Source organism: Herminiimonas sp. CN (genome assembly GCF_000622895.1).
Classification (GTDB): Bacteria; Pseudomonadota; Gammaproteobacteria; order Burkholderiales; family Burkholderiaceae_D; genus AVCC01.
This window is the reverse complement of record NZ_AVCC01000059.1, coordinates 1-21667: the sequence shown is the minus strand read 5'-3', so window position 1 is coordinate 21667 and position 21667 is coordinate 1. Positions and strand designations below refer to the sequence as shown.

18 protein-coding genes are annotated in these 21667 nt (G+C 60.3%); 10 read left to right on the top strand and 8 right to left on the bottom strand.

What is annotated here, in order from left to right; all coding sequences use genetic code 11:
- The first annotated feature begins 200 nt into the window (after positions 1-200).
- A complete protein-coding gene (locus HMCN_RS0112525) occupies positions 201-512 on the top strand; it encodes a hypothetical protein (RefSeq protein ID WP_025917720.1) in 312 nt (103 codons plus the stop codon).
- A 108-nt stretch (positions 513-620) separates the two neighbouring features.
- Here the strand turns inward: HMCN_RS0112525 and HMCN_RS19370 are convergent, their stop codons facing one another.
- Complete coding sequence (locus HMCN_RS19370; protein ID WP_238552157.1) at positions 621-983, bottom strand: hypothetical protein; 363 nt, start codon at positions 981-983, stop codon at positions 621-623.
- Between the two features lie 32 nt (positions 984-1015).
- Here HMCN_RS19370 and HMCN_RS0112520 point away from each other — a divergent pair, with 32 nt between their 5' ends.
- The 3 genes from HMCN_RS0112520 to HMCN_RS0112505 all read left to right on the top strand — a co-directional run bounded on the left by HMCN_RS0112520 (position 1016) and on the right by HMCN_RS0112505 (position 4836).
- Complete coding sequence (locus tag HMCN_RS0112520; RefSeq protein ID WP_025917719.1) at positions 1016-2920, top strand: DEAD/DEAH box helicase; 1905 nt, start codon at positions 1016-1018, stop codon at positions 2918-2920.
- A gap of 167 nt (positions 2921-3087) precedes the next feature.
- Positions 3088-3483, top strand: a complete 396-nt coding sequence (locus HMCN_RS0112510; RefSeq protein WP_238552156.1) for a hypothetical protein — start codon at positions 3088-3090, stop codon at positions 3481-3483.
- A 204-nt stretch (positions 3484-3687) separates the two neighbouring features.
- Positions 3688-4836, top strand: a complete 1149-nt coding sequence (locus HMCN_RS0112505) for a branched-chain amino acid ABC transporter substrate-binding protein (RefSeq protein WP_025917717.1) — start codon at positions 3688-3690, stop codon at positions 4834-4836.
- Positions 4837-5036: 200 nt separating this feature from the next.
- On the opposite strand, the gene HMCN_RS0112500 is transcribed toward HMCN_RS0112505, so the two are convergent.
- The gene (locus HMCN_RS0112500) at positions 5037-6050 is read right to left on the bottom strand and encodes an AI-2E family transporter (RefSeq protein WP_025917716.1); all 1014 of its coding nucleotides are present in this window, start codon (positions 6048-6050) and stop codon (positions 5037-5039) included.
- Positions 6051-6541: 491 nt separating this feature from the next.
- Here HMCN_RS0112500 and HMCN_RS0112490 point away from each other — a divergent pair, with 491 nt between their 5' ends.
- On the top strand, positions 6542-7633 hold the full coding sequence (locus tag HMCN_RS0112490) for a polyamine ABC transporter substrate-binding protein (protein ID WP_025917714.1): 1092 nt from the start codon (positions 6542-6544) through the stop codon (positions 7631-7633).
- A gap of 114 nt (positions 7634-7747) precedes the next feature.
- Here the strand turns inward: HMCN_RS0112490 and HMCN_RS0112485 are convergent, their stop codons facing one another.
- A complete protein-coding gene (locus tag HMCN_RS0112485) occupies positions 7748-8875 on the bottom strand; it encodes a substrate-binding domain-containing protein (RefSeq protein WP_025917713.1) in 1128 nt (375 codons plus the stop codon).
- A 76-nt stretch (positions 8876-8951) separates the two neighbouring features.
- Here HMCN_RS0112485 and HMCN_RS0112480 point away from each other — a divergent pair, with 76 nt between their 5' ends.
- The 4 genes from HMCN_RS0112480 (at position 8952) to HMCN_RS0112465 (ending at position 13134) form a co-directional block, all read left to right on the top strand.
- Entirely contained in the window at positions 8952-9767 is an 816-nt protein-coding gene (locus tag HMCN_RS0112480) for a substrate-binding domain-containing protein (RefSeq protein ID WP_025917712.1), read from the top strand.
- 228 nt (positions 9768-9995) lie between these two features.
- The gene (locus HMCN_RS0112475) at positions 9996-11453 is read left to right on the top strand and encodes a Ppx/GppA phosphatase family protein (protein ID WP_025917711.1); all 1458 of its coding nucleotides are present in this window, start codon (positions 9996-9998) and stop codon (positions 11451-11453) included.
- A 98-nt stretch (positions 11454-11551) separates the two neighbouring features.
- On the top strand, positions 11552-12043 hold the full coding sequence (locus tag HMCN_RS0112470; RefSeq protein WP_025917710.1) for a hypothetical protein: 492 nt from the start codon (positions 11552-11554) through the stop codon (positions 12041-12043).
- A gap of 323 nt (positions 12044-12366) precedes the next feature.
- Positions 12367-13134, top strand: a complete 768-nt coding sequence (locus tag HMCN_RS0112465; RefSeq protein WP_025917709.1) for a GNAT family N-acetyltransferase — start codon at positions 12367-12369, stop codon at positions 13132-13134.
- Between the two features lie 59 nt (positions 13135-13193).
- Here HMCN_RS0112465 and parC read toward each other — a convergent pair whose 3' ends face one another.
- Both parC and HMCN_RS0112455 read right to left on the bottom strand, forming a co-directional pair.
- Positions 13194-15512 carry a DNA topoisomerase IV subunit A gene (gene parC, locus HMCN_RS0112460; protein WP_025917708.1) on the bottom strand — a complete coding sequence of 773 codons (2319 nt, stop codon included), beginning with the start codon at positions 15510-15512 and terminating at the stop codon, positions 13194-13196.
- 201 nt (positions 15513-15713) lie between these two features.
- Positions 15714-17705: a DNA topoisomerase IV subunit B gene (locus tag HMCN_RS0112455; protein WP_025917707.1), complete on the bottom strand. Its 1992-nt coding sequence runs from the start codon at positions 17703-17705 to the stop codon at positions 15714-15716.
- 209 nt (positions 17706-17914) lie between these two features.
- Between HMCN_RS0112455 and HMCN_RS0112450 the strand changes: the two genes are divergently transcribed.
- A complete protein-coding gene (locus HMCN_RS0112450; RefSeq protein ID WP_025917706.1) occupies positions 17915-18754 on the top strand; it encodes a response regulator in 840 nt (279 codons plus the stop codon).
- A gap of 16 nt (positions 18755-18770) precedes the next feature.
- Here HMCN_RS0112450 and HMCN_RS0112445 read toward each other — a convergent pair whose 3' ends face one another.
- The 3 genes from HMCN_RS0112445 to HMCN_RS0112435 form a co-directional block, all read right to left on the bottom strand.
- Entirely contained in the window at positions 18771-19940 is a 1170-nt protein-coding gene (locus HMCN_RS0112445; RefSeq protein WP_025917705.1) for a VWA domain-containing protein, read from the bottom strand.
- An 8-nt stretch (positions 19941-19948) separates the two neighbouring features.
- Positions 19949-20524, bottom strand: a complete 576-nt coding sequence (locus HMCN_RS0112440) for a GNAT family N-acetyltransferase (protein WP_238552153.1) — start codon at positions 20522-20524, stop codon at positions 19949-19951.
- A gap of 98 nt (positions 20525-20622) precedes the next feature.
- Positions 20623-21477, bottom strand: a complete 855-nt coding sequence (locus HMCN_RS0112435; RefSeq protein ID WP_025917703.1) for a MoxR family ATPase — start codon at positions 21475-21477, stop codon at positions 20623-20625.
- Positions 21478-21667 lie beyond the last annotated feature (190 nt).

Sequence of the window (21667 nt, the reverse complement as noted above, 5' to 3'; positions counted from 1 at the left end):
TTTATGAAAGGAAGCTTGATAGCTTCCTTTTTTCATTTGAAGCGCCCGGCAGGACGCACTCGTCAGGAGCCGTCGCTGTTTGCGCATCATCGAATTGTAAGCGGTTGTAATGGCCGTCAACGCAGCTCTTACGTCAGTCGTTTTTGGCTCAAGCCCTCAGGAATTGCCTGAGTTAATTAAGACAACGTAAAGGAATACAAATGAATAAATTACTTGCTGCTCTGATCGCCGGCCTGTTCGCTACTTCCGTTTTTGCGCAAGCCGCAGCCCCGGCCGCGCCGGCTACACCGGCCGTCAAAGCAGCCAAGACCGAAGTGAAAGAAACGAAAGCTGTCGTTAAAGCCGATGCCAAGGAAGCGAAAACTGATGCAAAGGCCGATGCAAAAGTAACGGACGCTAAGGTCGGCGCCAAGAAAACCAAAGCGAAGGCGCATCGCACGGCAGTTAAAGCGAAGGCTGCAGCGTCGGACGCTAAAGTCAAGGCCGATGCTAAAGAAGCCGCGCCTAAGTAATTAGTTCAGTTGGTAAAAAAGACAGGTTCGCCTGTCTTTTTTTATTTGTACGGATATTGGCGGCGCAAGCGTGGCCGCATCGCGCACTGCCAGCGAAGGGGCATGCATTCAGCGCCTGTCACACATGCTTAAATGTCTACTTGTTCGCCTGCATGGCATTTTTCTTTTCTGGTCTGTAACTTTGCTCGTCATGGTTGCTGACGATGCCGCAATGATGGCCTTGATATTTTGCTGATCGCCGGGTTTGGAGCGCGCCATCGATTCCAGCAGGGGCATGGCGGTAAAAATATACTGCAAAGTGTATTTTTTATATGGCATTGAATGCATGGGTATATTTGCAATTTGTGCCATATATCCCGGAATTATCCTTGAGTTGCGGAATCGTTCGTGCCGGGTGGCGCAGCGCATCGATGCGAAGGTGCCGAAGGTTGCGCCGCAACGGAGTAAACTGCGTCCCACGTTCTTTCGCATAGTGCGATTCGAGCGAACTTGTGAGTATCGCCATGCCCGAAACACCGATTTCCCTATTTTCCGATCTGCACCTGAGCGAAGCGCTGTTGCGCGTGCTGCAGGAACTCGGCTACGAGTCGCCGTCGCCGATCCAGGCAGCCACCATCCCGATCTTGCTGGAGCACCGCGACGTGCTGGGCCAGGCCCAGACCGGCACCGGCAAGACGGCCGCGTTCGCGCTGCCGATCCTGTCCCGCATCGACCTCAAGCAGACCGCGCCGCAGGCGCTGGTACTGGCGCCGACGCGCGAACTGGCGATTCAGGTGGCCGAGGCATTCCAGCGCTACGCCACGCATATTCCCGGCTTTCATGTGCTGCCGATCTACGGCGGCCAGAGCTACGGCCCGCAGCTGTCCGCCTTGCGGCGCGGGGTGCACGTGGTGGTCGGCACGCCGGGCCGGGTGATCGATCACCTCGACAAGGGCTCGCTCGATCTGTCGCAGCTGAAGACGCTGGTGCTCGATGAGGCCGACGAGATGCTGCGCATGGGTTTCATCGACGACGTCGAACGGATTCTGCAGGAAACCCCGGAGACGCGCCAGACAGCGTTGTTCTCGGCCACCATGCCGTCGGCCATCAAGCGCATCGCCCAAACCTATCTGCGCCAGCCGGCCGAAGTCACGATCGCCGCCAAGACCGGCACCGCCGACAACATCCGCCAGCGCTATTGGCTGGTGTCCGGCATGCACAAGCTCGATGCGCTGACGCGGATTCTGGAGGCAGAAACGTTTGACGGCATGATCATTTTTGCGCGCACCAAACTGGGCACCGAAGAATTGGCCGGCAAACTGCAGGCGCGCGGTTTTTCTGCGGCGGCGATCAATGGCGACATGCAGCAGCTGCAGCGCGAACGCACCATCGGCCAGCTGAAGGACGGCAAGATCGATATCCTGGTCGCCACCGATGTCGCCGCCCGCGGGCTGGATGTCGAGCGCATCAGCCACGTGATCAATTACGACGTGCCGCACGATCCGGAAAGCTATACCCATCGCATCGGCCGTACCGGCCGCGCCGGCCGCAGCGGCGAGGCGATCCTGTTCATCACCCCGCGCGAACGGAATTTGCTGAAGGCGATCGAACGCGCGACCCGGCAGCCGGTGTCGCCGCTGGAATTGCCGACCATCCAGGCGGTCAACGACGTGCGCATTGCCAAGTTCAAGGAGCAGATCGGCGAGACGCTGGCCGCCGGCGGGCTGGATATCTTCGCGTCGTTGATCGAGGAGTACGAGCGCGAACACAATGTGCCGGCGCTTGAAATCGCAGCGGCGCTGGCGAAAATGGCGCGCGGCGAGATACCGCTGCTGCTGGATAAAAAACAGCGCGAGCCGCAAGCCGCGTCCACCTGGTCCGATGAAAAGCCGGTCCGTGCGGCGAAGTTCGATCACCCGGAGCGCGGTGCACGTTTTGAGCGTGCGGAGCGTCCGGCTTTCCCGAAGAAAGAACGGATCGAGCGCCCGGCTGACGCCGGCAAGCAGACGTTCCGCATCGAAGTCGGCCATGCGCACGGCGTCAAACCCGGCAATATCGTCGGTGCGATTGCCAACGAGGCCGGAATCGACTCCAAGCATATCGGACGCATCGAAATCTACGACGATTACAGCGTGCTCGATCTGCCGGCCGACATGCCGAAACCGTTGCTGGACCACCTGAAGACCGTATGGGTGGCCGGACAACAGCTGCGCATCAGCCGCGATGGCGAGCAGCCGGATGGATCGGATAAAGCCGTCGGCAAGAAAGCGCCATTTTTTGCCGCCAAGAGCGGCGGCGACCGGCGGGTCAGCGAAAAAATGGCCGGCGACAAGCCGCCGTTCAAGGCCAAGGGCGATTTTGCCAAGCGCCCGTTTGATGCGGCCAAGAGCAAGCCCAAGCCGCATCGCAAAGGACCGAAGCCGGCGTGATTTTGATCGGCAGTGCAGATGCGAAGGCCTGCACTGCTTGATCGAGTTGTGAAGAAGCGGGACTGAAAAAATGAAAACCACACGGCTCAAGGTAACGGGTATGAACGATGAGGAGCGCGTTCGCCGCGCCGCCCATATGCGTCAGGCTATTCTGGATGCGGGCTTCGATGTCGCCTAAACCCGTTGCCTGGATGCATTTGCTGACACCTGTCGAAGCCGAAGCCTGGATCGACAATTTCAATCGCGACTTGCAGCAGTGCATACGCAATGTCAATGCGGGCGGCTACGGCGTCTGCTTTTCGCTGGCGGAAGGCGGCGACATTTATCTGCACACCACATCGGAAGGCCATGCACTGCTGGACGTGACGCCGGATGCGCAGTGGGCGGCGCCGGTTATTGCCGCCGCCGCCAACGTGCCGCAGCCGAACGCGCAGATCTGGCATTTTCCCGACGCTAACCTGGTTCAATTCGTACTGGGGCTCAGCAGCTTGGTTGCTTCGACCACGATGGTCCTGCGCCACGACTTCAACCGGAAGCAACGGCGCTCAGCGCCGGAGCGCTGATCGATCAAGGATAACTGCAAACACACCGGCGCGTTGCCTCCGGGATGTCTGGCAGCACCAGGTCAGAAATTCTTGCAACAGCTGCTTGATCGCAGACGATGAGCCGGATTAGGCTGGTTGCCGGGCGATTGTTCTGCCACATGCTGCAGCGTGGGGCCGGCGAAGAAGGTAGACTGTGGCTTTATTCAACCACCGAGTACATACATGAAGTACACACAGGTAATTCCATTATTGGGTGCGGCGGCGTTGGCTATCGCAGGCAGTGCGGCCGCTGCAGAGCAAACTGTCAGGATCGGCCATGTCGCGCCGATTACCGGCGGCATCGCGCATATCGGCAAGGACGTTGAGAACGGTGTGCGCATGGCGCTCGACGAACAGAATGCCAAAAACCTCGTCATCGGCGGCAACAAGATCAAGTTCGAATTGCTGGCCGAAGACGATGCCGGCGATCCGAAGCAGGGCGCCACAGTGGCGCAAAAACTGGTCGATGCGAAAGTCAACGGCGTCATCGGCCACCTCAATTCCGGCACCACGATCCCCGCTTCGCGCATTTATTATGAGGCCGGCATTCCACAGATTTCCCCTGCCGCGACCAATCCGAAATACACCCAGCAAGGCTACAACACGACCTTTCGCGTGGTCGCCAACGACAGCCAGCTCGGCGGTGCGCTCGGCCGTTACGCCACCGATGTCCTGAAAGCCAAAAACATCGCGGTGATCGACGACCGCACCGCCTACGGCCAGGGCCTGGCATCCGAATTCGTCAAGGGCGCCAAAAAGCAGTCGCCCAGCGTAAACATCGTCTCGCAGCAGTACACTACCGACAAGGCGACCGACTTCAATGCGATCCTGACTGCGATCAAGGGCAAGAAGCCGGATGTGATCTTCTTCGGCGGACTCGATTCGGTCGGCGGCCCGATGCTGCGTCAGATGAAGCAGCTCGGCATCGATGCCAAGTTCATCGGCGGCGACGCCATCTGCACCAGCGAGATCGTCAAACTGGCCGGTGATGCGTTAGGCGATGGTCATGTGTATTGCGCGGAAGCGGGCGGCGTGGTCGAAGCCAACAAGAAGTCGCTGGAGAAATTCAAACTCACCTACAAGAAAAAATTCGACAAGGAAGTGCAGATTTATTCGCCGTATTCCTACGACGCCGCCAACGCGATGATCGCCGCGATGCAGCAAGCGAATTCGGTCGAGCCGGCAAAATACCTGCCGTTCCTGGCCAAGATCAGCTACAAGGGGGTGTCCGGCACCATCGCCTTCGATGCCAGGGGCGACATCAAGAATGGCGCGCTGACGATCTACACTTACAAGGGCGGCCAGCGCACGCTGGTGACCGTTACCAAATAAGCCGGGCGGGCGTCATGGCCCGATCTGCCTGCCGGTCATGACACCATGCCGGCGCAACCGAAGCATGCTTGCGCCGGCATTTGCATTTTCCAGAAAGTGCTGGAGTATAAGTAAAAATACTGTCATCTCCGCATATTTTTGCTGCGATGTGAAAAAATACACGGGCCAGTGTTCATTCCAGACAGAACCCGGCACGGCAACTAGACCCAGCCGCAATCGCGCAATTCCTTTTTGATGTAGGCGTAAAACACCGGGGCCGCGACCACGCCTTGCAGGCCGAACAGCGTTTCCATCACCAGGATCGCGGTCAGCAATTCCCATGAGCGGGCGTTGACCTGGGCGCCGATGATTCGGGCGTTCAGGAAATACTCCAGCTTGTGAATCACGATCATGAAGATCAGCGATGAAATCGCCGTATGCAAGCCGTGCGACAAGGCCACGATCACGATCACCGTGTTCGACACGATGTTGCCGACCACCGGTATCAGGCCGACAATGAAGGTTATGGCAATCATGCTCTTGGTAAACGGCAGATGCACGCCGGCCAGCGGCAACACCAGCGTCAGGTACAGGGCGGTCAAAAAAGTGTTGATCAGCGAAATCCGCACCTGGGCGAACACCACTTTCTGGAAAATCTGGCGCAAATTGACGGCCCGCTGGTGCAGCGCGGCGGCAAACGGCAGATAGCGCGCATGGGTGGTGGCATCCTGCAGCGCGACCATGCTGCCGATGATCATGCCCAGCAGCAGATGGACGATGATGTGGCCGGCTTCCTGCCCCACCAATTTTGCCTCGCCCGCGTGTTCGCGCAGCCAGTTGGTCAGCAGCGCGCGCAACGCATCGACGCCCGCCGGTACGTGGTCGCCCACCCAGGCCGGCATCTGATCGCGCGATGCCTCGATGATGTCGGCCAGTTTTTGCAGCAGGCTGGAAAGATTGCCGGTATCGCTGCGCAAGAACGAAAGAATCGCCCAGATCAGTGCCGACAGGGCCGCCACGATCAGCGCCGACAGCAAGGCAACCGCGATCCAGCGCGCCTGATAGGTATTGAATTTCCGGGCGATCGTGGGCGCCACCAGATACACCAGCGAATGCACCAGCAAGCCGGAAAACAGCGCCAGCAGCAGGCCCGACTTGAGGACAATGAATAACGCCAGCGCCGTCAGTACGTACGAGGCTGCGACCGGCAAAGTGATCTGGTTTGATCTGTTCATGGCAATGATGAGTGGGAAGGTGAGCGTGATTAAGCCACTGCTCGGGAATAAACTCAATCGAAATAGCTTAAACAGGATGCATTGCGAGCAAAACGGTGCCGATCCGGCTGCGCAAGCGGCTCATCATGATGGTTTTTTTCAGATGACGCGCTGGCCGCGTTGAAACGCATCCGGGTGCGGTGGCTTTGCCGGGCCTTTCCACTGGCCGCGTGCCAGTTGCCATGTTGCGTAACTTCCTGCGTGACTCCCGGAAAATTGACTGCGGCAGCTGCAAAAATTGCTAACATCACGCTGCCGCACCGATAATGCCGGCCAGCAGCCTGTTGCAAGTATTGATTCGATCCGGAAAAGGTTTTATGTTCCGGGTATACAAACAATGTGAATAAGCGAAAGTTAACTACCAGGGGAATGTGATGACAGCAAACATGACAGCCAACAAGATAAGCGCCGGTAAATTCCAGCTTGGGTACCGCCGCAATACTATCGCAGGAATGGCCGGCCTGGCTATGCTGACGCTGGCAGTGCTGGCTTGCGGCACGGCGAGGGCGGAGGAAGAAAAAATCCTGAATATCTACAACTGGTCGGATTACATCGCCGACGACACCATCAAGAATTTTGAAAAGGAAACCGGCATCACGGTACGCTACGACAATTTCGACAACAACGAAATCCTGCACGCCAAGCTGGTTGCCGGCAAGACCGGCTACGATATCGTGGTGCCTTCCTCGAATTGGGCCAAGATCCAGCTCGAAGCCGGGCTGTTCCGCAAGCTCGACAAGAGCAAGCTGCCGAATCTGGTCAATCTCGATCCGGCGCTGCAGGCCCAGCTGGCCACGCTCGATCCGAAGAATGAGCATCTGGTGCCGTGGGCCTGGGGGTTTACCACGCTCGGCATCAATGTCGACAAGGTCAAGAAGGCGCTAGGCAGCATGCCGATGCCGGACAACAGCTGGGATTTGCTGTTTGATCCGAAATATGCGTCCAAGCTGAAATCCTGTGGGGTTTCGGTGCTCGATGCGCCGTCCGAAATGCTGCCGCCGGCCCTGCACTACCTGGGCAAGCCCGCGTATTCGAAAGTGGCCGCCGACTACAAGGAAGCCGGCGCACTGCTCAAGAAGATCCGTCCTTACGTCACCCTGTTTAGCTCGTCGAGCTACATCAATGACATGGCCAACGGTTCGATCTGCCTGGTGTTCGGCTATTCGGGCGACATCAACATCGCCCGCCAGCGCGCCATCGATGCCAAAAAGGGGGTGAATCTGCAAGCCTTGATCCCGAAGACCGGCAGCACCCTGTTCGTCGATACCATGGCAATTCCGAAGGATGCGCCGCATCCCGAGAATGCGTTGAAATTCATCAACTACGCGATGCGCCCGGAAGTGGCCGCTTCGCTGACCAATAAGCTGTCTTATGCCAATCCGAACCTGGCCAGCCTGAAGTTCGTCAAGAAGGAAATCGCCAATAACAAGACGGTGTTCCTGAGCAGCGACGACATGAAGAAAATGGTCGCTCCGGATGCCGTCAGCAATGACATTCGCCGCATCATTACCCGCACCTATACGCAGTTCAAGGCAGGACGCTAAACGTACTGAAAAATGCGCGGTTCCGATACAGCGCGCCGCCAAGTGGCGGCGCGCTGGTCATCCATGATGCAAGGAGTATTAATTGTTACCGCAATGATCGTAAGTGGTGAAGTGTTACTTTTTTGTAATACTGCCTGTTTTCTGTATTTCCTTCTGAGCCTTGAACGAATACCACGGCATCACCTGCGTCAGCGAAACGATGTTGCCCGCATTGCTGGCGTCGTAGCCCGGCAAGCCGTCGATGATGTGGCGCCAGCTATTGCTTTGCAGTAGCGCCAGCAGTTTTTCGATCGCTGGTTCACGCAGGGTTTCCTTCAGGCAGGCCAGGTAATACTGTTCCTGCATCAGCGGGATGAAGTCGAGCCCGAACTGCATCGCTGCGGCCCGGATGCCGAAGCCGGCGTCGGCGTGGCCGGAAGCGACTGCCGCCGCCACCGCCAAATGGGTCGCCTCGCAGCGCTCGAAGCCGTTGACGGTAGCCGGGTCGATCTTGCCGGCGGCCAGCAATTGCTCGATCTCCAGCCGGGTGCCGGAGCCGGTTTCGCGGTTGATGAAGCGCACGCCGGGCCGCTGCAGGTCGCCCATGCCGCCGATTTTCTTCGGATTGCCGGCAGCCACCATCAAGCCCTGCTGGCGGCCGAGGAAGGTGATCAGCTTGTGCTTGCCGGGCTTCAGCAGCTTCTTGAAGGTTTGCTGGGTCAGCGTGCCGCGCGCGCGGTCTTCGCTGATGTGAAACCCGGCCAGCAGGCATTCGCCGCGCGCCAGTGCGCCCAGGCTGTCGATGCTGCCGCGAAACTGCAGATCCAGATGCAGCTTGGCGTCGCTCGCCATGAAGTCGCGCAGGCGGTTGAGTACCAGGTCATGGCTGGCGAACAGCGAAATCACATAGGCGTTGCGGTCGAACGCCAGCGCGAATTCGCGCTCCATGTCGGCGATCAGGTTCTCGATCTGCGGCAGTACGCGGGCCTTGGCGCGCTGTTCGGCAAACAGCAGTTTTTCGCCGAAAGGCGTCAGGCGCGCACGTTTGCCGCGCTCCCACACTATGATCTCGGCGCCCAGGGTCTGCTCCCAGTTCTTCAACGCGCCCCAGACGTGGCGGTAAGACAGTTCCAGCGCCTGCGCGGTTTTCGAGATCGAGCCGGTGCGGTGGATGGCGGCCAGGATCTCGAACAGCGGATTGCCGAGGTGATTCCGGGCAACCGGCGTCGCGCTGAAGGTGTAATCGAGCTTGAGATGCAACATAGGTAATCTGTTTCATATTGGTGAGGGCGATGCCAGTGCGTAATATAAGCGCGAAACCCTTTCTAAGGAGAGTCCGATGTTGCGCCGTCGCATTTTGCGTTTTTCCCTGGTGCTTGCCATTGCGCCGCTGCTTGCCAACCTTGCCGCAGCGCAGGAGGTCATCAGGCTGTCCACCACTACCAGCACCGAGAATTCCGGTTTGCTGGGATATCTGTTGCCGCAATTCGAGGCCGAGACACATGCCAGGGTGCACGTGATTTCGGTCGGCACCGGCAAGGCGCTGGAGTTGGCGAAAAACGGCGATGTCGATGTGACGCTGGTGCATGCGCGCCCGTCCGAAGACAAGTTCGTCGCCGACGGCCACGGCGTGAACCGGCGCGACGTGATGTACAACGATTTTCTGATCGTCGGTCCGGAAAGCGACCCGGCCGGCATCCGCGGCAGCAGGGACGTGATTAGCGCGTTGAGAAAGATCGTCGACAGCAAGGCTCGGTTCATCTCGCGCGGCGACAATTCCGGCACCGACCAGATGGAGAAAAACTACTGGAAGGAAGCCGGCGTCAAGCCGCAGGCGCCGGCCTATGTCTCGGCCGGCCTGGGGATGGGCGAAGTCCTGACCATGGCGGCCCAGATGCAGGCGTATACCCTGACCGACCGCGCAACCTACGGCGCGTACCGGGCCAAGACCGGCCTGGCGGTAGCGGTGCAGGGCGACCCGAAAATGTTCAACCCGTACGGCATCATTGCGGTCAACCCGGCCAAGTACAAGGACATCAATTACAAGGGCGCAATGCTGCTGATCAACTGGCTCACCTCGACCGAAGGGCAAAAGAAAATTGCCGACTTCAAGGTTGACGGGCAACAACTTTTTTACCCGTCGGCAACGAAATAAGCGCACCGAAAATTTCTCTGGCGGTCATAACATCGTCATGCGCTGCGGTTACAGTGCGTATTGTGGGCGATAACCTGCCCGGCCGGGCAGGTTATCGCTGTATATTGACGCTTTGTTTCGCTAAAAATACCGCTGGAACTCCGTGTCGTTCACAACATGGCTGCTGTCTTTGCAGCCTGTTTTATCCTGGGCCGGAGTTCGGTAGGCGATTGGATACGAGAGGGTTGCATGTTTGCTGCAGTGGATTTGGGTTCGAATAGTTTTCGCCTGCATATCGGCGTGCATGACGGCGAGACGATACGCGTGGTCAAGAGTTCGCGCGAATCGATTCGCTTCGCGGCCGGGCTGGACCAGAATGGTTTTCTGACTGAAACGGCGATGCAGGGGGCGGTAGAAACCCTGCGTCGCTTCAATGCCATATTGGCGAGCTTTCCGCTGCAGGCGGTCAGAGTGGTGGCGACCAATACCTTTCGGGTCGCGAAAAATGCAGCTGAATTTCTGCCGCTGGCGGAGCAGGCGGTCGGCTATCCGATCGAGATCATCTCCGGCGAAGAGGAGGGACGGCTGATTTACATGGGCGTCGCCTGTTCGGTAGCGCAAGCCAGCGAGCGGCGGCTGGTGCTCGACATCGGCGGCGGCTCCACCGAGCTGATTCTGGGGCGCGGCTCCGACATCGAGCATGTCGAATCGTTCGGCATCGGCACCGTCAAGCAAAGCCTGGCATTTTTCCCCGACGGCCGCATCGACGCCGCCACTTTCGCCGCCGCGACGCTTTCCGCGCGCAGCCATTTCGAGGATGCGGCGCCGCCTTATCAGCCCGATAACTGGTCGGTTGCCTACGGCTCGTCCGGCACCATGCGGGCGATTTCGGATGCGATCCTGAAGAACGGCCTCGGCGATGGCGCACTGTCACCTGCCAACCTGGATGCGTTGCGGCAGCGGCTGATTGCGTTCGGCAGCGTCGATAAAATCGATCTGGTCGGCCTGAAGCCGGAGCGCGCTGCGGTGCTGGTGGGCGGTCTGACGATCCTGATCGGAGTGATCCAGGAGCTGGGCATTGCCAGCATGCGGCCGATCGCGGCCGGGCTGCGCATGGGCGTGATGTGGGATCTGTACTTGCGCGCCACCCGGCGCGACCGGCGCGAACAGGCCGTGCGCGATTGCCTGCAGCGCTTTCATGTGGTGGAGAAACGCGCCAACAGCGTCGCCGCCATCGCGGTTGCGCTGTACCGGCAACTGAAACCGGCTTCCGACGCCCTCGCCAAGCAACTCTACTGGAGCGCGCTGCTGCACGAGGTCGGGCTGGCAGTGTCGCAGACCGATTACCACAAGCACGGCGCTTACCTGATCGAGCATGCCGATTTGCCCGGCTTCACCACCCGCGAGCAAAAATCGATGAGCCGCCTGATCCTGGCGCACAAGGGCAACCTGCGCAAGGTCGGCGACGTGCTGGCCAATCCGGATGCGGCCAAGGCGGTGCTGGCGCTGCGGCTGGCGGTCATCTTCATGCATGCGCGCATCGACCCGGACCCGGGCAGCTTGCGCCTGAAGATGAAAAGCCGGATCGAACTCGATCTGCGCCGGGACTGGATTGCCAGCCATCCGACCATTTCGTACTGGATGGAAAAGGAGATCAACTGCTGGGAAGATGTCGATGTCGATTTCATCATCAAGAGCAATGCATAAGCCGCCGGCGTGTTGCTGCGGCAGTGCTGATGATGGAGTGCTTGCATCAGCCGATTAAATTTTATATATTATTTATACTATTTAACGGAGTATGAAAAATGAACAAAAATCCTGCCCCGAAATCAGAGCATGCCGCCACTCCCGATGCCAAACCGGCGCCTGTTGCAGCCAGTGCTGTGAAGATAACCAAGGTCAGGGCGGCCGCAGCGCCCAAGCCGGCAGCCGCAGCAAAAACGGTGCGCGTAGGCCGGCCGCCAGCCGCCAAGCAGGCCGTAGTGAAAAAAGCGGTGGTGCGCAAGAGCGCCAAAAACACGGCGGCGCAGCCGGTCGCAGCAAAGCCGGCAGCCGCAGCCAAGGAAAAGGCCAAGAAAGCCAAGCTGGTAAGGGATAGCTTCACGATGCCGGAAACGGAGTACGAAGTCCTGGGCAAGGTCAAGAAGGCATCGCTGAAGGCCGGTTTCAATGTCAAGAAAAGCGAATTGCTGCGCATCGGCGTGGTGCTGGTCGATCAGCTGAACACGGCCCAATTGCAGGACGTACTGGCGCACCTGACGCCCTTGAAGGCAGGGCGGCCGAAGAAGGACAAGTAATCCACTCCTAAATCGACCGTGCCTTCGCGTTCGCACTGGATTTTGGCACGGAATAATGCATTCGCAGCAAGGCCAGCAATATCGGACCGGGGCAATCGCTCCGGTTTTTTTGTTCGTGTAAATGTATTTATTGGTGGGTATAAGGCAGAATAACTGTTTTGTTCCCGATTTTACTGCGCTGTTAAAAATACACAATGCTGTATTTTTATCGTGTGCAGCGCTGCAAATCCTTCTGCGCGGATGTCACGCAATCGACATGCGGCCGTCACGGCGCGGAAATATTCGGCAGTTACGCTCTGCCTGTTTTCAATACAGGGGCGAACATGCGATTACTGACCATTACTGCCGATGCCAATCCGCAGTTTCCCAAGCTGGCGCTCAGTCTTGCCAGCACCCCGGCCGAGGTGCGCGAAGTACAGCGCTTGCGCTACAAGATTTTCATCAAGGCCAGGGGGTTGAGCACGCTGGCCAATCCGGAAGGGCTGGACCAGGACGAGTTCGACGCGTTCTGCGACCACCTGATCGTGCGCGACAGCAAAACCCTGAAGGTGGTCGGCACTTACCGCGTGCTGAGCGCCGATGCGGCACGGCGCATCGGGCGTTTTTATTCCGAGCAGGAGTTCGACCTCAGCCGGCTCGAACATTTGCGCGGCCGCATGGCCGAGGCCGGGCGCGCCTGCATCCATCCCGATTACCGCAGCGGCGGCGTGATCATGCTGCTGTGGGCCGGGCTGGCCGCGTACATGCGGCGCGAACGCTGCGATTACCTGATCGGCTGCGCCAGCGTCAGCCTGGCCGACGGCGGCCATAACGCGGCCGCGTTGTATCACGCGCTGAACGATCGCAATCTGGCGCCGCCCGAGTACCGGGTCACGCCGCATGTGCCGTTCCCGACCGAGGAGCGCGAAGCCGGCCACGCGCCGGTGGTGCCGCCGTTGCTGAAAGGCTATCTGCGCAGCGGCGCCTGGGTCTGCGGCGAGCCGGCCTGGGACCCCGATTTCCACTGCGCCGATTTGTTCCTGCTGCTGCCGCTGGAGCGGCTCGACGGCCGCTATGCGCGCCATTACCTGAAGGAGACGGGGGCGTTGTAGCGCCGGCAGTGCAGGCGCGGCAAGCCTGTACCGCCGGACTGGTCGCGGCCTGGCCGCAATCAGGCTGCGCTTAATGCGCTCGGCTTGATTCTGCTCTCCAGCGTTTTTCCCTTGCGCGCACGCTTGGCAATATGGACTGCGAGCGCGGTGGCTGTCAGCGCCACGGTTTGAGTTTTGTTGGCGCGGCCGATGCCGGTGACGACCAGCCCCCGCTGATTGATGGTCTGCGCCGCCAGCAGTTTTTCCCGCTCGTCCAGCCCCATCAGGATCACGCCGCGCCCGCCGCTCGACAGCGCCTTGATTTCGGCCAGGCCGAACACCAGCAGGCGGCCATGTTCCGACAGGCAGGCCAGCGCATTGTCGTCGCCGCCGACGATGGCCGGCGGCAGCAGGGTGTCGCCGGCTTCCAGCGTGACGAAGGCCTTGCCGGCCTTGTTGCGGCTGACCATGTCGCCGGCCTGCGCGGTGAAGCCGTAACCGGCGTCCGAGGCCAGCAGCAGCGTCGTATCCGCCGCACCGGCGAAGTAATGCAGCACCCGGCTGCCGCTGGCGGTGTCGATGAAGGTGGTGATCGGCATGCCGTCGCCGCGCGCGTTCGGCAGCGCCGACACCGGCACCGAGTAGACGCGGCCGTTGGAGCCGAACGCCAGCAGGTTGTCGACGGTACGGCATTCGAAGGTGCGCAGCAGCGCATCGCCGGCCTTGAAGGCGAATTGCGCGGCGTCGTGGCCGTGGCCGCTGCGGACGCGCACCCAGCCTTTTTGGGAGATCACGATGGTGACAGGCTCATCGACCACCTTCTGTTCCATCACCGCTTTTTCCGCCGCTTCGATCAGCGTGCGACGCTTGTCTCCTGCACCTTCGCCGAACTGCCTGGCGTCGGCCTCGATTTCCCGGATGATGCATTTTTTAAGGGCGGCCGGATTGTCCAGCAGTTCCTGCAGGCCGGCGCGTTCGCTGCGCAGCGTCGCCAGTTCCTGCTGGATCTTGATCGCTTCCAGCCGCGCCAGCTGGCGCAGGCGGATTTCCAGGATGTCCTCGGCCTGGCGCTCGGACAGCGCAAAGGCTTTGATCAGCGCCGGCTTCGGCTCGTCCGAGGCGCGGATGATCTGGATCACCTTGTCGATGTTGAGCAGGACCGCTTCCCGCCCTTCCAGGATGTGGATGCGTTCGTCGACCTTGTTTAAGCGGTGTTCGGTGCGGCGGGTGACGGTGGCGAAACGGAAGGCGATCCATTCGCGCAGGATCTCGCCCAGCGCTTTCTGGCGCGGCCGGCCGTCGCCGCCGATCATCACCAGGTTCAGCGAGGCGCTGGTTTCCAGTGAAGTGTGCGCCAGCAGCGTCTGCATGAAGGCGGCCTGGTCCTGGGCCCGCGATTTCGGCTCCAGCACCAGACGCACCGGCGCCTCGCGGCCGGATTCGTCGCGCACCGTATCCAGCACCGAGAGGATGCTCTGCTTCAGGTTCAGCTGTTCCGGCGTCAGCGCCTTCTTGCCGGTCTTGAGCTTCGGATTGGTCAGCTCCTCGATTTCCTCCAGCACTTTCTGGGTGGAGGTGCCGGGCGGCAGTTCGGTCACCACCGCCTGCCACTGGCCGCGCGCCAGTTCCTCGATCTCCCAGCGCGCCCGCACCTTCATGCTGCCGCGCCCGCTCTGGTACATCTCGGACAATACCGTCGGGCCGGTGATGATCTGGCCGCCACCGGGGAAATCCGGGCCGGGGATGCATTCCATCAGCTCGGCATGGCTCAGCTTCGGGTTGCGGATCAGGGCCACCGCGGCGCGCGCGACTTCCTGCAGGTTGTGCGACGGGATTTCGGTCGCCAGCCCGACCGCGATGCCGGAGGCGCCGTTGAGCAGCACGAAGGGCAGGCGGCCCGGCAGCAGCATCGGCTCTTCAGTCGAGCCGTCGTAGTTGGGCTGGAAATCGATGGTGCCCATGTCGATCTCGTCCAGCAGCAGCCTGGCAATCGGCGTCAGGCGCGCTTCGGTGTAGCGCATCGCCGCCGCGCCGTCGCCGTCGCGCGAGCCGAAATTGCCCTGGCCGTCGATCAGCGTGTAGCGCAGCGAGAAATCCTGCGCCATCCGCACCAGCGCGTCGTACACCGACTGGTCGCCGTGCGGGTGCAGCTTGCCCAGCACGTCGCCGACCACGGCGGCGGATTTGCGCGGCTTGGCGGCCGCGTTCAGGCCCAGCTCGTTCATGGCAAACAGGATGCGGCGCTGCACCGGTTTCTGGCCGTCGCAGACATCCGGCAGCGCGCGGCCCTTGACCACCGAGATCGCGTAGTCGAGATAGGCGCGTTCGGCGAAGGTGGCCAGGGTCAGGGTATCGTCGTCGGCCGGGGCCGGTTCAAGTAGCGTGGTGTGGTCGGTCATGGTTTTTTCAAATTAGATGCTGGGGTGCTGCCTGCGAAAACGCGCAAGGCGCGCAAAAAAGGGCGGCGGCGCCAACCCGGACGCCGTTTTCCAGGCCGGGAGAGGGCTGGAGACGTTCCATGTACTGGCGATGGTATATTTCATTGCCGCAATGAATATATGCGGGAAACGGCACGAAAATCACCATACCCCATGTATTTATCAGATATCCGCGTCGGCTTCGTTGCCGTGCTCTTCGATCCAGGCCCGGCGCGACGCGGCTTCGCCCTTGCCCATCAGCATGTGGAAGCGCGCCTCGGAGTCCGGCACGTCGAAGGCGCCGAGCGTGATCGGCAGCAGGCGGCGGGTGTCGGGGTTCATGGTGGTTTCCCACAGCTGCTCGGCATTCATCTCGCCCAAGCCCTTGAAGCGCGCAATCGACCAGGCGCCGTCCTTGATGCCTTCCTTGCGCAGCTTGTCCTCGATGGCTGTCAGTTCGCCGCTGTCGAGCGCATAGATTTTCTGCGCCGGCCGCTTGCCGCGCGCCGGCGCATCGATGCGGAACAGCGGCGGGCGCGCCACGCAGATGTGGCCGCGGTCGACCAGTTGCGGGAAATGGCGGAAAAACAGCGTCAGCAGCAGCACCTGGATGTGCGAGCCGTCGACGTCGGCGTCCGACAGGATGCAGATCTTGCCGTAGCGCAGGCCGCTGAGGTCGATTGCATCATTGCGGCCGTGCGGATCGACCCCGATCGCGACTGCGATGTCGTGGATTTCGTTGTTGGCGAACAGGCGGTCGCGCTCGGTTTCCCAGGAGTTCAGCACCTTGCCGCGCAGCGGCAGGATGGCCTGGAATTCCTTGTCGCGCCCCATCTTGGCCGAGCCGCCGGCGGAATCGCCCTCGACCAGGAAGATTTCATTGCGCGCGGTGTCGGACGATTCGCAATCGGTCAGCTTGCCCGGCAACACCGCCACGCCGGAGGATTTGCGTTTCTCGACCTTCTGCGCCGAACGCAGCCGCGACTGCGCCTGCTTGATCACCAGTTCGGCCAGCTTGCGGCCGTATTCGACGTGGTCGTTGAGCCACAATTCCAGCGCCGGCTTGGTGAAGCTGGCGACCAGCTTGACCGCATCGCGCGAGTTTAGTTTTTCCTTGATCTGGCCCTGGAACTGCGGATCCAGCACCTTGGCCGAGAGCACGAAGGAAACCCGCGTGAACACGTCTTCCGGCAGCAGCTTGACGCCTTTCGGCAGCAGCGAATGCATGTCGACGAAGCTTTTCACCGCGCCGTACAGGCCTTCGCGCAGGCCCGATTCGTGGGTGCCGCCGGCCGGGGTCGGGATCAGGTTGACGTACGATTCGCGCACCACGTTGCCGTCCTCGGTCCAGGCCACCGCCCAGCTGGCGCCTTCGCCTTCGGCAAAACCCTCGGTGTCGGCAGTGGCATGCTGCGCACCCTCGAACAGCGGGATCAGCGTTGCGCCGCTGGCAGTTTGCGCCAGCGATTCCAGCAGATAGCCGCGCAGGCCCTGGTCGTATTGCCAGGTCTGGCTGTCGCCGGTCTTGGCGTTGGCCAGCGTGACCCTGACGCCCGGCAGCAGCACCGCTTTCGAGCGCAGCAGGCGCTGCAGGTCGCCCAGCGCGATATTCGGCGAGTCGAAATACTTGGGGTTCGGCCAGACCGTGACCTTGGTGCCGGATTTCTTGCCTTCGCGGAAAGCCGGGCGCGAGCTCAAAGGTTCGATCACCTCGCCGTCGGCAAAGGCCAGCTGGTGCACGCCGTTGCCGTTGTCTTCCTTGCGCCAGACCGTGATCTCCAGCCGCGACGACAGCGCGTTGGTGACCGAGACGCCGACCCCGTGCAGGCCGCCGGAAAACGCATACGCGCCGCCGCTGCCCTTGTCGAACTTGCCGCCGGCGTGCAGCCGGGTGAAGACGATTTCGACCGTCGGCACATTTTCTTCCGGGTGCAAGCCGACCGGGATGCCGCGGCCGTCGTCCTCGACGCTGATGCTGCCGTCGGCATTCAGGGTGACCAGGATCGTCTTGCTGAAGCCGCCCAGCGCTTCGTCGGAAGCATTGTCGATCACTTCCTGCACGATGTGCAGCGGGTTTTCGGTGCGGGTGTACATGCCCGGGCGCTGCTTGACCGGCTCCAGGCCTTTCAGCACGCGGATGGAGGATTCGTTGTATTCGGATTGTTTGGTTGCCATTCTGGGCGATACTTTTTAAGGGCTAAGATGTTATCTTGCGGAATTATGCAGTGCAGCATCATTTTAATGAATAATTCTATTCCCTAAGGAATGCAGCAGCTTAACCTGATACCCGCGACAGGGTGAAATTGGCGGCTGGCCTCGTACCTGGTTTGGCCTGCTGCACAAGATGTAATTGCAGTACGCACAGTTTTCATTCGATGCCCATTATGCAAAATCACAATACCAAATTGAGCCCGGTGCCGCAGCTTGCGATTCGCCTGATCGGTTTTTCCAGTCAGGAAGAGAGCATGCTGGAGGCTACGCTGGCCGTCCACACGGGTGGCAAGTATATTTTTTGCTGCCTGGAGCCGGATAGCTTGCAGGATCCCGACCTGTATTTTGCCAATGCCGACGATTTGAAGGCGCTGGCGATTTTATCCAGCCTGGGGCCGAGCGATATCCGTCCGGCCTTGCTGATTGGCGCGCCCGCGATCGCGCTGCCGTATCCCCATCTGGCACGGCCGATACGCTGGCGCAGGCTGCTCGATGCGCTCGATGTGCTGGTTGAAAAACGCGCCAGCGCGCTGGCGCGGCTGCATCCGGCGGCATTGCTGGCGGTGTCGGAGCGCCGTCAGCGCTACCGGGTCGATATTGACCTGACCGATCCAATCGACTACATCCGCATGCGCAAAAGCAGGCGGCGCGACGGCGGAGTCTTGATCATCGACAGGAATGCGCTGTTTCGCGACTTTACCGCCGAGTTGATGACATCGCATCAGGTACCGGTGGCCTGGGTCGCCACCGAGCAGGCCGCGCTGGATTATTGCAATCAGCATCATGTCGCCGTGGTGCTGATCAATGCCGCCACCCCGGGAGTGGAGCCGTACCGCTTGTGCCGCACCATCAAGAATGGCCGGGACGGGGACGGGGCGGCCGTCATCCTGCTGAGCGGAAAACCGTTTCTCTACGATAGCCAGCAGGCGCAGGCGGCTGGTTGCAGCGGCTTTCTGGATAAGCCGGTAAGCGCGCAACTGGTGCTGGCGACGTTGCAGAAATACCTGCGGTAGGAATCTGGCAGTACGGTTATTTACTCAACAGCCGCATGCCGCGCTCCAGTCCGTCGATGGTGACTGGAAACATGCGGTGGCTCATCAGTTGCTGCATGATGGCGACCGATTGGCGGTACTGCCACAAGGCTTCCGGTTCCGGATTAAGCCAGATGCATTTCGGGAAGGCGTGGGTGAAGCGCTGCAGCCAGGCGGCGCCGGCCTCGGCGTTGTTGTACTCGACCGAGCCGCCCGCCCGCAGGATTTCATGCGGACTCATGGTGGCGTCGCCGACGAAGATCAGCTTGGTGTCGGCCGGATATTTGCGCAGGATGTCCCAGGTCGGGAAGCGCTCCGCGTGGCGGCGGCGGTTGTTCTTCCACAAGTAATCGTAGACGCAGTTGTGGAAGTAAAAGAATTCCATGTTCTTGAATTCGGTCCTGGCGGCGGAAAACAGTTCCTCGGTGCGGGCGATGTGGTCGTCCATGGTGCCGCCGACGTCCAGCAGCATCAGCACCTTGATATTGTTCCTGCGTTCCGGCTGCATCTTGATGTCGAGGTAGCCGGCGTTGCTGGCGGTGGCGTGGATGGTGGCGTCCAGCGCCAGTTCTTCCTCGGCGCCCTGGCGGGCGAATTTGCGCAGCCGCCGCAGCGCGACCTTGATGTTGCGGGTGCCGAGTTCGCGCTCGGCGTCGTAATCGCGATAGGCGCGCGCCTCCCACACCTTGACCGCGCTACGGTTGCGGCTTTCGCCGCCGATGCGGATGCCTTCCGGGTTGGTGCCACTATTGCCGAACGGCGATTTGCCGCCGGTGCCGATCCATTTGCTGCCGCCTTCGTGGCGTTCCTTCTGCTCCTTCAGCAACTCTTTGAGCCTATCCATCAGCTTGTCGTAGCCGAATTTTTCGATCGCCGCTTTCTGTTCCGGGCTTAATTCGCGTTCGATTCGTTTCATCAGCCAATCGAGCGGAATTTCGGGGTTTTTCTCGAAAATCGTGTGGATGCCCTTGAAGTACAGCCCGAACGCCTGGTCGAACTTGTCGTAATGCGCTTCATCCTTGACCAGCACGGTGCGCGCCAGATAGTAGAAATCGTCGATCGAAGTGCCGATCACGCCTTTTTGCAGCGCTTCCAGCAGTAGCAGGAATTCCTTGATCGAAACCGGAATTTTGGCGTCTTTCAGCGTAAAGAAAAAATCAATTAGCACAATGTTCCTTAACGTCCGAGCTTGTGTAGCAGGTGGCTCTTCACGGTCGCCCATTCGGACGCGATGATTGAAAACACCACGGTGTCGCGCAGCGAGCCGTCGGCCATGCGCATGTGGTTGCGCAACACGCCATCCTGCTTGGCGCCCAGGCGGGCGATGGCGTGGCGCGAGGCGTGGTTCATCCAGTGGGTGCGAAATTCGACTGCGATGCAGTCCAGGGTTTCGAACGCGTGGGTCAGCAGCATCAGCTTGCATTCGGTATTGATGGCAGTGCGCTGGGCGCTGGCCGCATACCAGGTGGAGCCGATCTCGAGCCGCCGGTTGGCGGCATCGATGTTCATGTAGGTGGTCATGCCGCACAGCGCGCCATTGTCGGCGCGCCGGACCGCGAACGGCAACATGCTGCCGCTGGCCTGCAGCGCCAGGCGGCGGTCGATCTCGCGGCGCATGGCGTCGGGAGCAGGGATGGCGGTGTACCAGAGCCGCCACAATTCGCCGTCGGCCACCGCCTGCTGCAAGCCGTTGTGATGGGTTTGATCCAGTCGTTCCAGCGTTGCGTGCCGGCCTGCGAGGATCGTTGGCATGTGTGTGGGCATGTAATATACAGAATAGTGTATTTTTATTTTCGTATGTAATCTATGCGTGAGTAGCACTATTAATGTGCATACCCAGCATATTTTTATTATCTGTTGGTGCGCGCCATATAGACCAGCCGTTCGAACAGATGCACGTCCTGCTCGTTTTTGAGCAGTGCGCCATGCAGCGGCGGCACGATCGTCTTTGCATCCGGGCTGTGCAGCGCGTGGGCCGGAATGTCTTCGGCCAGCAGCAGCTTGAGCCAGTCCAGCAGTTCCGAGGTGGACGGCTTTTTCTTCAGGCCCGGCACCTCGCGCACTTCATAAAAGGTTTGCAGCGCTTGCGCCAGCAAATCCTTCTTCAGCACTGGAAAGTGCACATCGACGATTTGCTGCATCGTGTCCTTGTCGGGGAACTTGATGTAGTGGAAGAAGCAGCGGCGCAAAAAGGCATCCGGCAATTCCTTTTCATTGTTCGAGGTGATGATTACCAGCGGCCGGTGCAGCGCGCGCACCATCTCGCGCGTTTCATAGACGTAAAACTCCATGCGGTCGAGTTCGCGCAGCAGATCGTTGGGGAATTCGATGTCGGCCTTGTCGATCTCGTCGATCAGCAGCACTACCGGGCGCTCGGCGGTGAATGCCTGCCACAGCACGCCCTTGACGATGTAGTTGTGGATGTCGCGCACCCGCTCGTCGCCCAGTTGCGAGTCGCGCAGGCGCGATACCGCATCGTATTCATACAGGCCCTGCTGCGCCTTGGTGGTCGATTTGATGTGCCACTGCAGCAGCGGCATGTCGAGCGCGGCGGCAACTTCCTCCGCCAGCATGGTTTTTCCGGTGCCTGGCTCGCCTTTGATCAAAAGCGGGCGTTGCAGCGTCAATGCCGCATTGACGGCCAGTTTCAGATCGTCGGTGGCGACGTAGCTTTGGGAACCTTGAAAACGGTTTTCGTGTCGCATAGTCCTGTGTCATTAGAATGAAATTGAATTTCAGTATAAATGAGAATGTAGATGAGAATTGCAAAACACCGGTAAAACCATCATGCTGCCAGGGTAATCGCCGCGGCGTGGAGACATTGGTGCACTGAACGCAGGCGTTCGGTTGCGCACCCGCGCTGTTATTGATTCGCCCCGTTCTCACCATCCCTCT